A 15,637-nucleotide genomic window follows, 5' to 3' on the forward strand; every position below is an offset into this window, starting at 1 on the left:
ATAGATTGTTTTGATTCACCTCAACACCCAGGAAATCCCGAACATGCCCTGCTACAGCCTCGAAGGCGTCACCCCCGTCGTGGACCCCAGCGCCTACGTCCACCCCACCGCCGTGCTGATCGGCGACGTGATCGTCGGCCCGGACTGCTACATCGGCCCCTGCGCCAGCCTGCGCGGCGATTTCGGGCGCATCGTGCTGCACCGGGGCGTGAATGTGCAGGACACCTGCGTCATCCACGGCTTCCCGAACCAAGACACTCTCGTCGAGGAAAACGGCCACATCGGCCACGGCGCGGTGCTGCACAGCTGCACCGTGCGGCGCGACGCGCTGGTCGGCATGAACGCGGTGGTGATGGACGAGGCGGAGGTGGGCGAGGCGGCGATCGTGGCGGCGTGTGCCTTCGTGCCGGCGGGCAAGAAGGTGGCGCCGCGCACGCTGGTGGTCGGCTCGCCCGCGCGCAAGCTGCGCGACCTGACGGACGACGAGGTGGCATGGAAGCTCGAAGGCACGCAGGTCTACCAGGAACTGAGCCGCCGGTGCATGGCGTCGATGGTGGAGGTCGCGCCGCTGACCGAGATCGAGGCGGATCGGCCGCGGCTGCAGGGGGCGGTGGTGCAGTCGCTGATCGCGACGAAGCGGGGGTAAGCGGAACGGGAACGCGCCGCCGCCGCCGCCGGCCAAGCCGACTGATCGCCTCGATTCGTGCGGTTTTTCGCACGGCGTGCGGGGCCGTGGTCTGCGGCCGACCCGGCCTTTTGCACTTACAGTGGCGCCGCGCCGTCGCGTTCTGCTGTCCCGTTCCGCTGTCCCATGACCAATCCATTCTTCGAAAAGCCGATCCTCAATTCCCCGTATGCCTACCCGGGGCGGCACTGGGAACTGGATGCCAGCGGACAGCCCACCCAGCGCATCGTCGAGAGCCGGCGCGTCGCCGAGTTCTTCACCCCGATCCCGAAGGCCAAGAAGCGCAAGACCGCACAACAGTCCGACCTGATGTTCGACGACGGGCTGTCGACTCAGGCCCAGGGCTATGCCCACACGGGGTTGCTCAACGGGCTGCGCGCCGAGGTGGACAAGTGGCGCTCGCTGAAGAACCCGAACGACTGGCAGGTCACCCCCGTCACCCAGCGCCTGCTGCAGCACTGGCGCCACCATGCGTTCAGCGCCGTGCGGCCGTTCTTCTGCCAGATTGAAGCGGTCGAGACCGTCATCTGGCTGACCGAGGTGGCGCCGAAGCGCGGCACGGTCGGTGCGATGTACCTGACGCATCTGCAGGATGCCGGTGCGGAGGCCAATCCTGGATTGGTGCGACTGGCGCTGAAGCTGGCCACGGGCGCTGGCAAGACGACGGTGATGGCGATGCTGATCGCCTGGCAGACGCTCAACGCGGTGAGCGGGGCCAACCCGGCGGGCCGAGGCCGGAAGAGCCGGATGTTCACGCACGGGTTCCTCGTCGTGGCGCCGGGGCTGACCGTCAAGGAACGGTTGCGGGTACTGCAGCCCAACGACCCCGACAGCTACTTCAAGACGCGCGAGCTGGTGCCCGGCGACCTGATGGCGGACCTGGGCAAGGCCAGGATCGTCATCACGAACTACCACGCGTTCAAGCTGCGCGAACGGCTGGAACTGGCCAAGGGCGGCCGGCTGTTGCTGCAGGGGCGCGGAGGTGCCGCCCTGGACACGCTGGAGACCGAAGGCCAGATGATCCAGCGCGTGATGCCGGATCTGGCGAACCTGTCGAACATCCTCGTCATCAACGACGAGGCCCACCACTGCTACCGTGCCAAGGCCACCGCAGAGGACGACGACCTCAAGGGCGAAGACAAGAAGGCCGCCGACGAGAACAACGAAGCGGCCCGGATGTGGATCTCCGGGCTGGAGGCGGTGCAGCGGCGCATCGGCATCACGCAGGTGGTCGATCTGTCGGCCACTCCGTTCTTCCTGTCCGGGTCGGGCTACCGGGAAGGCACCCTGTTTCCGTGGACGATGTGCGACTTCTCGCTGATGGACGCGATCGAGTGCGGCATCGTCAAGCTGCCGCGCGTGCCGGTGGCGGACAACATCCCCGGGGCCGAGGTGCCGAAGTTCCGCAACCTGTGGGAGCACATCGGCAAGCGCATGCCGAAGAAGGGCCGAGGGGCTGGAGCCAAGTGGCTCGATCCGGAAAGCCTGCCGGTGGAGTTGCAGACGGCCCTGGATGCGCTGTACGGGCACTACGAAAAGACCTATGACGCCTGGCAGGCGGCGGGCATCCGCGTGCCGCCCTGCTTCATCGTGGTCTGCAACAACACGGCCAGCTCGAAGCTGGTCTACGACTTCATCTCGGGGTTCGATCGACCCAACGAGGACGGCACGAGCACGCCGGTGCCGGGCCGGCTGCCGCTGTTCCGCAACACGGACGAGCACGGCAACCCGCTGGGCCGCCCGCGCACGCTGCTGATCGACAGCGAGCAGCTCGAATCCGGCGAGGCGCTGGACGACACCTTCCGCACGGCGGCTGCGGCGGAGATCGCGCAGTTCCGTCAGGAGGTGCTGGCGCGTGGCGGGTCGCTGGCCGAGGAGGTCCGCGCCGGCAAAGGCTTCGACGATGCGCGGCTGCTGCGCGAGGTGATGAACACGGTCGGCAAGGTCGGGCGGCTGGGCGAGTCGATCCGCTGCGTGGTGTCGGTGTCGATGCTGACCGAGGGCTGGGACGCCAGCACGGTGACGCATGTGCTGGGCGTGCGCGCCTTCGGCACACAACTGCTGTGCGAGCAGGTGATCGGGCGGGCGCTGCGGCGGCAGTCCTACGACCTGAACGAGGACGGGCTGTTCGATGTCGAATACGCCGACGTGCTGGGCATTCCGTTCGACTTCACGGCCAAGCCCGTGGTGGCCAAGCCGGCGCCGCCGCGCGAGACCGTGCAGGTGCGGGCACTGGAGGAGCGCAGCCACCTGGCCATCGAGTTCCCGCGGGTGCAGGGCTACCGGGTCGAGCTGCCCGATGAGCGGCTGACTGCGCAGTTCACGGCCGACTCGCTGCTGCGGCTGACCCCGGATCTGGTCGGGCCGTCACACACCCAGAACGCTGGCATCGTCGGCGAGACCGTCGATCTGAGCCTGGTGCACCTGAAGGACATGCGGCGCTCCACGCTGCTGATGCACCTGACCAAGCGGCTGCTGTACGCCAAGTGGCGTGACGCGAATGGCGAGCCGAAGCTGGCCCTGTTCAGCCAGCTCAAGCGCATCACGAAGGAGTGGCTCGACCACCATTTCGAATGTGTCGGCGACACCTACCCCTGGCAACTGATGTACCAGGAGCTGGCCGACCTCGCCTGCGAGCGCATCACCGAGGCGATCACCCGCGCCGAGATGGGCAACAAGCCGATCATGGCGATCCTCGACCCGTACAACCCGACCGGCTCGACGATGCACGTCAACTTCAACACCTCGAAGCTGGAGCGCTGGGACACGGCGGGGCCGCCGCCGAAGTGCCACCTGAACTGGGCGGTGCTGGACAGCGACTGGGAGGCCGAGTTCTGCCGGGTCGCCGAGGCGCACCCGAAGGTGCTGGCCTACGTGAAGAACCACAACCTCGGGCTGGAGGTGCCATACCGGTGCGGCTCGGAGCTGCGTCGCTACCGGCCTGACTTCGTCGTGCGGGTCGATGACGGGCACGGCGCGGCCGATCCGCTGAACCTCGTCGTCGAGATCAAGGGCTACCGGGGCGAGGACGCCAAGGACAAGAAGCTGACGATGGAGACCTACTGGATTCCGGGCGTCAACCGCGTGGGCACGCACGGGCGCTGGGCGTTTGCCGAGTTCACGGACGTGTGGCAGATCCAGAGCGACTTCTCGGCCAAGGTGAGCGAGCAGTTCGAGCAGATGCTCGACACGGCCTGCCTGCCTGCGTGAAGTGGCTCGCGGCCAGTGATCCCTTCTGAGAACCTTTTGCGTCACGCATGACATCAATGGCGTACATTAACCCCCTTATCCGCCCCTTGGCAGTAAGCCCTCTCACCCATCCCGAGAGTGTGCCGACCCCCTGGGGCTTTTCCATTTCCGGGGTGACTGCATGAGTGGCGCCCGCATTGCGATCCTGATCGATGGGGGCTTTTTCCTGAAGCGCCTGCCGCATCTGGTGGCTGCGAATCGCTGCGACTCACCGCTCAAGATCGCGGCCTGCATCCGTCACCTGTGCCGCAACCACATCAAGATGCTCACCGGGCATCAGGGCGAGCGGTGGCAACAGCACCTCTACCGCATCTACTATTACGACGCGGTGCCGTATGACGGCAAGGCCCACCACCCGATCGACAACCGGCCGATCGACTACAGCAAGACCCCTGTGGCCCAGGAGCGGCATGCGTTGTTCGATCTCCTGCGCAAGGAGCGGAAGTTGGCGTTGCGGCTGGGCAAGGTGGCCAGGGACCATGACTGGACGCTCTCGCCCCGGCTGACCAAGCGGGCACTGAAGTCGCGTGTGGCGGTGCGGGCACTGGACGGGCTGACGGTGGCGCCCGGCGGCGCGGACTTGCCCACGACGTTGACGCTGACGCCCGAGCAGGTGCGCCAGCTCGTCGAGCTGCGCGACTTCTGGACGCAGGAGGTCCATGGCGGTGCCGTGAGCCTGGGCTTGAAGCAGAAGGGGGTGGACATGCGCATCGGGCTGGACATCTCGACCCTGACCTTCAAGGACCAGGTGGACACCATCGTGCTGGTGGCGGGTGACAGCGATTTCGTGCCGGCCGCCAAGCTGGCGCGGCGTGAGGGGGTTGAATTCATCCTTGACCCGCTGTGGCAGCAGGTGAACGCCGATCTGTTCGAGCACATCGATGGGCTGCAATCGGGCCTGAAGAAGCCTGGGGCTGCCGCAGAGGCGGTTGCCGAGCTGGCTCCGCCGCTGCCTGCTGCGCCCGATGCGGCTGACCACTGACCGAATGCCCGACGCGCACCGACCAAGAAGACATTCCGGAATCGACATGCCCTCCAAGAAAAATACGGCTTCCTCTGCCTCGCTCACCGTCGAAGCCTTCAAGCACGACGACGCGACCCGCCGCAACATCCCCACCGCCGAATACCAGTCGGTGATGAAGCGCGATGAGCAGAACCCGATCCGCGTGGCGTATGCGCGGCGCAACCGGGATCTGGACCCGCAACTGGTCTGGCGCGGCAAGGATGCGCAGGATGAATCGGATCTGATCGTCTCGGCGCCGCCGCTCTATATCCAGGAGAAGGTTCACCCGAAGGTGCTGATCGACGACCTGAAGCGGCAGACGGAGCGGGCGGCGGCCGAGAAGCTGGATGCGCAGGCGGCGGCGTTTGGTGGGTCCACGGTGGACATGTTTGCCGATTTCAACGGACTGCCGAGCGAGGAGGCGCGCACGGAGTTCTACCAGCACGATGCGCATTGGCAGAACCGGATGATCCTGGGCGACAGTCTGGGGGTGATGGCGTCGCTGGCGGAGCGGGAGGGGTTGAAGGGCAAGGTGCAGTGCATCTATTTCGATCCGCCTTACGGGATCAAATTCAACTCGAATTTCCAGTGGAGCACGACCAGCCGCGACGTGAAGGACGGCAACGCGGAGCACATCACCCGCGAGCCGGAGCAGGTGAAGGCGTTCCGGGACACGTGGCGGGATGGCATTCATTCGTACCTGACTTATTTGCGCGACCGGCTGACGGTGGCGCGTGAGCTGCTGACAGACTCCGGGTCGATCTTCGTGCAGATCGGGGATGAGAATGTGCATCGGGTTCGGGCGGTGATGGATGAGGTTTTCGGGGACGATAATTCTTGCGGGCAAATAACTGTTTTGAAGACTGCCGGACAGACCTCTGAATTAATTGCAGGTACCGCAGACTATATACTTTGGTTTGCCAAGCAAAAATCTTCAGTTAAATTTCGAACCCCATTTTTAGAAAAAGGACTAAGCGCAGACAAATCAGGCGTTTATCGATGGGTCAGGCTGGAAGATGGTTTGAGCCGACCAATGACCGAGTCAGAGCGAGCTGCAGGATTAACCGCTTCAGTATTCAGCACAGACAATCTTACATCACAGCGCCCTCCCGGTAATTTTCCTGTAACTTTTTTTGGAAAAATATTCCAATCCGGCAAGGGTTACTGGAAAACAGGTGAAATCGGGATGGCTCGCCTGATAAAGGCAAATCGTATTGCCCAAGCGGCCAACAGCCTCCGATATGTTAGATATCTTGATGATTTTCGTGCTCAAGCAATAGGCAATGTCTGGAGTGACACCGGGACCGGTAGCTTTACAGATGAAAAACTCTATGTGGTTCAATCTGGGACAAAACTTGTTCAACGGTGTATTTTGATGGTTACCGACCCAGGGGATTTAGTCCTTGATCCGACCTGCGGTTCGGGAACGACGGCTTATGTGGCGGAGCAATGGGGTAGGCGGTGGATCACGATTGATACTTCTCGGGTGGCGCTGGCCTTGGCTCGGGCGCGGATCATGGGCGCACGGTATCCGTATTACCTGCTGGCCGACAGCAAGGAAGGCCAGCTCAAGGAAGCCGAGGTCACCCGCAGCGCCCCCGCCACCACCCCGACCCGCGGCAACATCAACCACGGCTTCGTCTGCGAGCGCGTCCCGCACATCACCCTCAAATCCATCGCCAACAACCCCGAGATCGACGACATCTGGCAACGCCACCAGACCGAGCTGGAACCCCTGCGCGCCCGACTCAATGCCCTGCTCGGCAAGACCTGGCCCGAATGGGACATCCCCCGCGACGCCGACCCCCGCTGGCCCGACGACGCCAAGACCACCCACGCCCGCTGGTGGCAACAGCGCATCGCCCGCCAGAAGGACATCGACGCCTCGATCGCCGCCCGCGCCGAATTCGAGTTCCTGCACGACAAGCCCTACGAAGACAAGAAGCGGGTCCGCGTCGCCGGCCCCTTCACCGTCGAGAGCCTGTCCCCCCACCGTATCCTCACCGTGGACGAGGACGACGAACTCATCGACGGCGCCGCCGAACAGGAAGCCCGCTACCGCGCCGAGCGCGAGGGCCGCGATTTTGTCGCCATCATCCTGGAGAACCTGAAGACCGCCGGCGTCCAGCAGGCGGACAAGCACGCCCGGATCGTCTTCACCGCCCTCACCCCGTGGCCCGGCGAATACGTCTGCGCCGAAGGCCGCTACATCGACGCCACCGGCCAGGACAAGCGCGCCGCCATCTTCATCGGCCCCGAGTTCGGCACCGTCTCGCGCCCCGACCTCGTCTCGGCCGCCCGCGAGGCCGGCGACGGCGGCTTCGACGTGCTCATCACCTGCGCGTTCAACTACGACGCCCACTCGGCCGACTTCGGCAAGCTCGGCCGCATCCCCGTGCTCAAGGCCCGCATGAACGCCGACCTGCACATGGCCGAAGACCTCAAGAACACCGGCAAGGGCAACCTGTTCGTCATCTTCGGCGAACCGGACATCGACATCCTCGACGCCCCCGGCGACCGCCTGCAGGTCAAGGTCAACGGCGTCGATATCTTCCACCCCGGCACGGGAGAAGTCCGCAGCGACGGCCCCGACGGCATCGCCTGCTGGTTCATCGACACCGACTACAACGAAGAAAGCTTCTTCGTCCGCCACGCCTACTTCCTCGGCGCGGGCGACCCGTACAAGGCGCTCAAGACCACGCTGAAGGCCGAGATCGACGCCGACGCATGGGCCACGCTCAACAGCGACACCTCGCGGCCGTTTGCGCGGCCGAAGTCGGGGCGGATCGCGGTGAAGGTCATCAATCATCTGGGGGATGAGGTGATGAAGGTGTTCAGGGTGCGCGCATGACAGCGTTGCGCGCTATGGTTCACGCACTGGCGCATGCCGGCATTGGTTGAATGGGTGAACGACATGACGACAAGCTATCCGCTGCGACAGATCGAGATTGATGGTTTTCGCGGTTTTCGCAATTTCACGCTGCCAGATCTTGGCGGCGTGAACGTGCTCGTGGGCGGGAACAATTCGGGCAAGACGAGCGTGCTGGAGGCGATTTCCATATTGAGTTCGCCGATTGAGCCTGAATCATGGTTGAAAATGATTCATCTGCGAGACCCAGGAGGCATTGATGAATCAAAGATGCATTCTCTTCGATGGTGTTTCCATCGAGCAGTGCCCTTTGATGATACTGACGACCTAGTTACAGCAAAATGCGAGTTTCGCGTCAAGGGCGCATTCCATCTGGAGAGATTGATCGTCGATCTGAAAGAGTTCTACGGAGAACCTGACGAGTCAGAACTTAACAGACTCGGGCGGTCCATGCGAGCCATGAATTTCGACAGGTCTGAGATTGGCTGGCGTGGAGCAGATTTAACTCATGAGTCTCATTGGTCGCAGCTCATTCCGGACAATGTAATTTGTCCGCCAGTTTCATTGAGAATCTGGAATGATCTGCCTGCGATGAGATACGCGAAAGCCCGCAAATTTACTCCACCCGGATTGGTATGTGAGGCGCTGTACCCCTACTCATACCAAATGAATTCATTGCAGGTCAAGAAGATTTCCAGGCTGAAGTCATCTGATGGCGCCGAGTCCGATGTGGATTTGCTTCGGCAATTTGACCCGGATGTTTTGGACATTGATATTCGATCAAACTCAGGCTATCGTCCCGCAATATACCTCTCACATCGGCGACTAGGTAATGTGCCGCTGTCCATTTTTGGCGATGCCATGCGGCGATCTGTTTTGCTTTCATCAACGCTAAGCGGGTTGCCTCCAGGAGGCGTGTTGTTGCTCGATGAAGCTGAGGCTGGAATCCATGCTGGAGCGCAACCTGAATTTTTTAGATGGTTGATCACTGCCGCGCAGCAAAAGCAGGTTCAGGTTTTCCTGACCACGCATAGCCTTGAGGCCGTTGATGCGCTGCTGTCTGGATTGCCCGAGGCTGCTACGGAGGACAGTCTGGTGGTCTTCAAGCTGGAGCGCGACGATCAACAAGGCGTGCATGCCAAACGGCTGGCTGGGGATCTGCTTCATCGGCTGCGATTCAATCGTGGCCTGGATATCCGGTGAGTCAACGCATGCGCCGCTTTGGTTATCTGGTCGTCGAAGGCCCCCATGATGTCGAATTCTGCTATCGGCTGTTGAGTCACGCGAAGCTGGAGCGCATCCAGAAGCTGGGCAAGCTTGATCCGTTCTTCAAGCCGCTGATCCCGAACAGCTTTCCCCACGACGACGATTTGCAGAAACGGATGCCCATCCCGTTGTTCCTGCAAAACGATCAGTTCACGATCGGCCTGCACAGCGCCATCGGTGAAACCAACCTCGTGTCCACGCTGGAGGAAACGCTGAGTGTCTTGCCTGTGGCTTCCTTCTGTGGTGTGGGGATGCTGCTGGATGCGGACAGTGCCATATCGCCAGCGCAGCGGTACGAATCCCTCCGCCAGCGCGTGAGGGAGAAAACCAGACTGGAGTTGCCGGACGGTGCCGGGCAGGTGCGGACATCCAGTTCGGTTCGGCTGGGTGCATTCGTGCTGCCAGACAACGCCAGCCCCGGAACGCTGGAAGATCTGCTGCTCGAAAGTGCCGCCACGCAATACGCAAAGCTCTTGCCACTGGCTCAACAGTACGTACGTATTCAGCCCCCCGGCATTGACAACATCGTCAAGCCGGTGAAGTCCGGGTAGCGCGCGGAGCGAGCGAGGCGGAGAGTGCTGGGATGGACCAACCCGAAGCCCCTGGCCGTGAGGCCACCGCAGTGCCGAACAAGCCCGAGACGCTGGAGCAATGCCACGCGGTGATCGAGCAGATGGGGCAGGAGCTGGCGAAGCTGCGCGAGCAGGTCAGTGCGCTGCTGGACAAGAAGCTGAACTCACGCAACTCGTCGAAGCCGCCATCGTCGGACGGGCCGGGGGACAGCGGCAACCGGGCACAACGCCGGACCAGCGGCCGGGTGCGGGGCGCGCAGCCTGGGCACAAGGGCACGTACCGGGCGCTGCTGGCGGAGTCCGAGGTGGACGTGATCCACGACTGCCCGCCGCCTGCGGCATGCGAGTGTGGCGGTCCGGTGGCGGCGGGGCGGCCGATACGGCACCAGGTGTTCGACGTGCCGGCACAGGTGAAGGCCGAGGTGCAGGAGTACCGGCTGTACCACGGGGTGTGCGGGCACTGCCGCAAGACACACGCATCGGTGTTGCCGGCGGGGGTGCCGCGCGGACAGATCGGGCCGAGGGCGCTGGCCCTGGTGGGGCTGCTGGGCACGGCGTACCACCTGACGCAGCCCAAGATCCGGGATCTGCTGGCGCAGGTGCTGGGGGTGCGGTTCAGCGTGGGGGCGATCTCGCAGGCGCACGGGCTGGTGGCGCAGGCGTTGAAGGAGCCGGTGCAGGCGGCGGTGAAGACGCTGGCCGCAGCGCCGGTGGTGCATGTGGACGAGACCAGCTACGCGCGAGAAGGCGCGGGGCGGCACTGGGTGTGGACGGTGACGCAGCCCAAGCTGGTGGTGTACCAGCTCTGGTCTTCGCGGGCGCGCTACGTGGCCAAGGAGATGCTGGGCGAGAGCCCGAAGGCCAAGCTGGTCACGGACCGCTATGCGGTGTACGACTGGGTGGACGCCGCGCAGCGGCAGGTGTGCTGGGCGCACCTGCTGCGGGACTTCACGCGCATCAGTCAACGTGCGGGGCAGGCCGGACGGATCGGGCGCCGACTGCTGGGGCTGGGCTATGTGCTGTTCCGGCGCTGGCACCGCAAGGACCAGCAGGTCGCCGCGCAGATGGCGCAGGTGCAGCACCACGTGCGCCGGGCGCTGGAGCGCGGCATCGCCGGCGCCTGCCAGCGCACCGCACTGACCTGCGCCAACGTGCTCAAGCTCTGGCCGGCGCTGTGGACGTTCGTGAGCGACGCGGCCGTGCCGCCGACCAACAACGCCGCCGAGCAGGCGCTGCGCACCATCGTGCTCAAGCGCAAGATCTCGGGGCTGACGAGATCACGCCGGGGCGAGGAGTTCATCGCCCGGGGCTACACGGTGGTGGAGAGCTGCAAGCGCCAGGGCCGTGATGCGCTGGCGTATCTGCGTCAGGCGATGCAGGCGCACTTCACCGGTGGTCTGGCGCCCTCGCTGGTGCCCTCGGGCTGAGTGCGTGGCCGCAGGCTCGGTCCTGCGGTCCTTCAGGTCATCTTCGAACTCGCGCTGCGTCCTTCTCGACGCGGCGTGCCCAGGGCTTTGCGGGTGTCAATACCGGGGGGCTGAATACGTACCAACAGTACGTGCAGGCAGCCGAAGTCAGCGCCAAACTGAAGTCCGATCACCTCACGGATTTCCGCAAGCCGTCCGGTCGCCAGAAGGCGATTGTCGGCGCCATGTCCAGCATTTTCCGCCCCGGCAAGGCCGTGCAAACCTCCATACAAGACAACGACTGGGTGCGCGGTGCCGCCTTGAAACTGCCACGCATCCGCGAAGTGCAGCGCTTCCTGACCGAACTGTTCGACCTGCCGCTGCCGACCCCATGACCGACTTCCGCATCGCCGACACCTTCACCGCCAGCCTCGCCCGCCTCACCAGCGACGAGCAGAAAGCCGTCAAGACCACCGCCTTCGACCTGCAGCTCAACCCGGTCAACACCGGCATGAGCCTGCACAAGCTCGACCAGGCGCGGGACAAGAACTTCTGGTCCGTGCGGGTGACGAGCGACATCCGCCTGATCGTGCATCGCACGGCGGGCAGCTTCATGCTCTGCTACGTCGATCACCACGACAAGGCGTATGAATGGGCCTCGCGTCGCCGGCTGGAAACCCACCCGAAGACCGGCGCGGCGCAGTGGGTCGAGGTGCGCGAGCGGGTCGAGGAAATCGTGGTCCGCCCGATACCCGCCAAGGGCACCCGGACCAAGCCAGCCAAGCCCGCGCTGTTCGCGGGTGTGTCCGCCGACGAACTGCTGACCTACGGCGTGCCACAGGATCTGGTGCCCTCCGTGCTGCTGGCCAACGAGGACACGCTGCTCGCCCTGGCGGACCACCTGCCGGCCGAGGCGGCCGAGGCGCTGCTGGAACTGGCCACCGGCGGCAAGCCACAGCGGCCGCCCGTGCTGGCACAGGACGCCGACCCGTTCAGCCACCCGGACGCGCAGCGCCGCTTCCGCGTGATGCGCACCGAAGAGGAACTGGTGCTCGCGCTGGAGTTCCCCTGGGAGAAGTGGACGACCTTCCTCCACCCCGCGCAACGCGACCTCGTCGAACGAGACTTCAAGGGACCGGCGCGTGTCGGCGGCTCGGCGGGCACCGGCAAGACCATCGTCGCGCTCCACCGGGCGGTGTCGCTGGCCAAGCGCCATCCGGACGCGCGGGTGCTGCTGACGACGTTTTCCGAGCCGCTGGCGCGTGCGTTGCACGGCAAGCTGCGCCTGCTGATCCGCAGCGAGCCCCGTCTCGCGGAGCGGCTCGAAGTCGACGCGATCGACGACGTGGGACGGCGTCTGTACACCCAGCAGTTTGGCAAGCCCCGCATGGCCAGCACGGCGGACATCCAGTCCATCGTGACCGCCGCCACGGCCAGCGTGGCGGGGCACCGCTTCCAGGCAGCCTTCGTCCAGAGCGAGTGGCTCGACATCGTCGATGCGTGGGGCGTGGACCGCTGGGAAGGCTACCGCGACTTCAAGCGCCTGGGCCGGCGCACACGGCTCTCGGAAGGCCAGCGCGCGACGCTGTGGACCCTCTTCGAGCAGATCGACGCCCGCCTGAAATCCAGCGGACTGGTGACCCGCTCGGCCCTGTTCAACCGGCTGGCGGCCCAGGTGGCCACGCTGCCGCACCCGCTGTTCGACTTCGTCGTCGTGGACGAAGCGCAGGACATCGACGTGGCGCAACTGCGCTTCCTCGCCGCCGTGGGCGGTGGGCGGACCAACAGCCTGTTCTTCGCCGGTGACCTGGGCCAGCGCATCTTCCAGACCCCGTTTTCATGGAAGGCGCTGGGGGTGGACGTGCGCGGCCGGTCCAGGACGCTGCAGATCAACTACCGCACGTCCCACCAGATCCGCGCGCAGGCCGATCGACTGCTGGGCCCGGAAGTGTCCGACGTGGACGGCAACGCCGAATCACGCGAAGGCACGGTGTCCGCGTTCAATGGCCCGCCGCCATCGATCCAGTCCTGCACGGAGCACGCGCAAGAACAGCAGGTCGTGGCGACATGGCTCCGCACCCGCATCGCCGAAGGCATCGCCCCGCACGAGCTGGCCGTCATCGTCCGCTCGGAGGCGCAGGTGCCCGATGCCGTGGCCGCCGTCGGCGCCGCAGGCCAGGCGGCCAAGGTGCTGGATGCGCGCGTGGACACGGCGACGGGCCAGGTGTCCGTCGGCACGATGCACCTCGCCAAGGGGCTGGAATTCCGAGGCGTGGTGGTGATGGCCTGCAACGATGCGGTGGTGCCGCTGCAGGAACGCCTGGGCGCGGTCACGGACCCCGCCGATCTCGATGAGGTGTTCCACACCGAGCGGCACCTGCTCTATGTGGCGTGTACCCGGGCCCGCGATCACCTGCTGGTGACCGGTGTCGAGCCGGTGTCGGAGTTTCTGGATGACCTGATCGGGTGAGACGGCGACCGCTCCACACGCGGTCGCCTATTGCACCCTGCGCAGCCACGCCCGACCGACCGCCCACTCCAGCACCACCGCCCCCGCCATCAGCCCGGCCCCCAGCAGCAGCACCCGCACCGGCGACCAGCCCTGCACCGCCCACCAGAACCCGCCCAGCGCCAGCATCCGGAACGCCCACAGCACGACCTCGCGCACGACGATCCGGTCCGCCAGTGCGCCCTCCAGGTCGAGCAGGCGCTGGTTGAGCACTTGCTCGCTGGCGGCCCAGAAGGGTTGCACGGCGGCCAATGTCAGCAGATGAACGACGTAGAGCGCCGGATGCGCGACGCTGGCGCCAAGCAGCAGGTGGGCCGCGACCATGCCGATGGCCGCCAGCGCCATCCAGCGCAGACGGTTGCCAGCATGCCGGTGGCCGCGCAGCGCGAACAGCGCCAGGCAGCCGAACACCGTCGCGGCGCTGGCCGTCCAGCCGTAGTGGCTCACGACACCGAGCGCCTGCACCGCGCCACTGGCCCCGAGCACCATGCCCACGCCCATCAGCCCCGACTCCAGCCCGTACAGCGGCAGGCAGCGCACGAACCCGGGCTGCCGCACCACGGCCATCGGACGCTCCCAATGGATGGCCGGCGTGCTCGGCAACCGCCGCGGCGCCCAGACCGCTGCCACCAGCGCCAGCGCGGCATAGCTGGCGTAGACCGCCGCCGCGCGCTCACCGGTCATCGACAGGAACAGCGTGACGGTCAGCGTGGCGCACAGCCCGGCGAAGACGGTCCAGACGGTGGTGTGGGCTGCGTAGGGGTCGCGGTCGGTGTCGGCCAGCAGGCTCAGCTCCAGCCACAGCCGCGCGCCCCAGGTCAGCCCGATGAACGCGCCAATCGCCACCGCCAGCCACAGCGGCCCCTCCTGCGCCTGCAGCAGCACCAGAGCGGGGAGCAGGAAACCGGCGCGGATCAGGTGCACCGGCTGCAACGACCAGCGCCGACCCAGCGCGAAGGCGCCGACGATGCACACCATCGTGGCCGTCAGCATCACCGCCGTGAACACGACGGCCATCGTCCAGCCACGCTGCGCGAACACCAGCACACCGGCGAAGCCGATCAGCGTCGAGAAGGCGCCCTGGCAGACGATGAAGGGAAGAAGGCGGTGTTCCAGCGGCGTGGCCATGAATCCTCAAGGGCATCGACTACACGTCAACATCACGACCCCAAACTTCGGAGTCCAAGATGCAAGTGTCCCGTTTTCTGAGGCGCCATGCCCGGGTGTCGCTGCCGCTGGCCACCGCCTGCTTCACGGCGATCCCGGCCGCAGCCGAGTCCCAGGTGGCCGCACTGCCGCTGTGGGAGATCGGTGGTGTCGGCGTGGGGGTGTCTCAACAGGCCTATCCGGGCTCGGACCAGCAGGTGACCCGCGGCCTGGCGCTGCCCTACCTGGTCTATCGAGGCCAGTTCCTGCGCGCAGACCGCGAGACGGCCGGCCTGCGGGCCTTCAAGACGCCCAATGCCGAACTCGACATCGGTGTGTCGGGCTCGTTCGGCGCACGCTCCGATGACATCGAGGCGCGGCGTGGCATGCCAGACCTCGGCACCCTGGTGGAGTTCGGCCCCCGGATCAAGTGGAACCTCGGTGCGGGACCGGGTGGTGGTGCCTGGCGACTGGACCTGCCGCTGCGCGGCGTGTTCGACCTCAACGCGCGCGGGCACTCCCGTGGCATCGCCTTCGAGCCACGGCTCGTGTTCCAACGGCGGTCCAGCACCGGCTGGGGCTACACGACGAGCGTGAGCGCCATCGTCGCCGACCAGCGTCTGGCCCGGACCTTCTACGGCGTCGACCCGGTCCACGCGCTGGCAGGACGGCCGGCCTACGAGGCCCGGAGCGGTCTGGTGGCATGGCGCCTGTCGGCTTCGCTGTCGCGCAGCCTGTCGCGTGACTGGCGCATCCTCGGCTTCGGGCGCCTGGACACGGTCAGCGGAGCGGCCAACGAACACAGCCCGCTGGTCAAGCGCACCCATGGCGCCAGCGTCGGCCTGGGGCTGTCCTACACCTGGATGCGATCCGACGAGACTGCGAGCGATTGAGGCGCACTTGCCACTTGCATGTGCCATCGTGGGGACAGT

General features: G+C 65.5%; 11 protein-coding genes. 10 read left to right on the plus strand and 1 reads right to left on the minus strand.

The annotated features are described in order from the left end of the window. Positions 1-43 precede the first annotated feature (43 nt). From U5O44_RS00095 to U5O44_RS00135, 9 genes are all read left to right on the plus strand, one after another. Positions 44-646, plus strand: a complete 603-nt coding sequence (locus tag U5O44_RS00095; protein ID WP_322586433.1) for a phenylacetic acid degradation protein PaaY — start codon at positions 44-46, stop codon at positions 644-646. A gap of 165 nt (positions 647-811) precedes the next feature. Beyond that, a complete protein-coding gene (locus tag U5O44_RS00100; protein ID WP_322586434.1) occupies positions 812-3,895 on the plus strand; it encodes a BPTD_3080 family restriction endonuclease in 3,084 nt (1,027 codons plus the stop codon). 160 nt (positions 3,896-4,055) lie between these two features. Beyond that, entirely contained in the window at positions 4,056-4,916 is an 861-nt protein-coding gene (locus U5O44_RS00105; RefSeq protein WP_322586435.1) for an NYN domain-containing protein, read from the plus strand. A 46-nt stretch (positions 4,917-4,962) separates the two neighbouring features. Further along, positions 4,963-7,788 (plus strand): site-specific DNA-methyltransferase, encoded by a 2,826-nt coding sequence (locus U5O44_RS00110; RefSeq protein WP_322586436.1) that lies wholly within the window; start codon positions 4,963-4,965, stop codon positions 7,786-7,788. Positions 7,789-7,851: 63 nt separating this feature from the next. Further along, the gene (locus U5O44_RS00115; RefSeq protein WP_322586437.1) at positions 7,852-9,009 is read left to right on the plus strand and encodes an AAA family ATPase; all 1,158 of its coding nucleotides are present in this window, start codon (positions 7,852-7,854) and stop codon (positions 9,007-9,009) included. Further along, positions 9,006-9,623, plus strand: a complete 618-nt coding sequence (locus U5O44_RS00120; protein ID WP_322586438.1) for a DUF3226 domain-containing protein — start codon at positions 9,006-9,008, stop codon at positions 9,621-9,623. The genes U5O44_RS00115 and U5O44_RS00120 overlap by 4 nt, the downstream gene beginning before the upstream one ends. A 32-nt stretch (positions 9,624-9,655) precedes the next feature. Then, positions 9,656-11,071 (plus strand): IS66 family transposase, encoded by a 1,416-nt coding sequence (gene tnpC, locus U5O44_RS00125; RefSeq protein ID WP_322586439.1) that lies wholly within the window; start codon positions 9,656-9,658, stop codon positions 11,069-11,071. A 131-nt stretch (positions 11,072-11,202) separates the two neighbouring features. Next, complete coding sequence (locus U5O44_RS00130; protein ID WP_322586440.1) at positions 11,203-11,445, plus strand: hypothetical protein; 243 nt, start codon at positions 11,203-11,205, stop codon at positions 11,443-11,445. Continuing rightward, positions 11,442-13,520 (plus strand): 3'-5' exonuclease, encoded by a 2,079-nt coding sequence (locus U5O44_RS00135; protein ID WP_322586441.1) that lies wholly within the window; start codon positions 11,442-11,444, stop codon positions 13,518-13,520. Before U5O44_RS00130 ends, U5O44_RS00135 begins: the two co-directional genes overlap by 4 nt. 27 nt (positions 13,521-13,547) lie before the next feature. Here the strand turns inward: U5O44_RS00135 and U5O44_RS00140 are convergent, their stop codons facing one another. Then, positions 13,548-14,687, minus strand: coding sequence for a hypothetical protein (locus U5O44_RS00140; RefSeq protein WP_322586442.1), 1,140 nt, complete (start codon positions 14,685-14,687; stop codon positions 13,548-13,550). Between the two features lie 59 nt (positions 14,688-14,746). Between U5O44_RS00140 and U5O44_RS00145 the strand changes: the two genes are divergently transcribed. Continuing rightward, positions 14,747-15,598 carry a MipA/OmpV family protein gene (locus tag U5O44_RS00145; protein WP_322586443.1) on the plus strand — a complete coding sequence of 284 codons (852 nt, stop codon included), beginning with the start codon at positions 14,747-14,749 and terminating at the stop codon, positions 15,596-15,598. Positions 15,599-15,637: the final 39 nt, after the last annotated feature.

Source organism: Sphaerotilus sp. (assembly GCF_034519685.1).
In the GTDB taxonomy this organism is placed as follows: Bacteria; Pseudomonadota; Gammaproteobacteria; order Burkholderiales; family Burkholderiaceae_C; genus Sphaerotilus.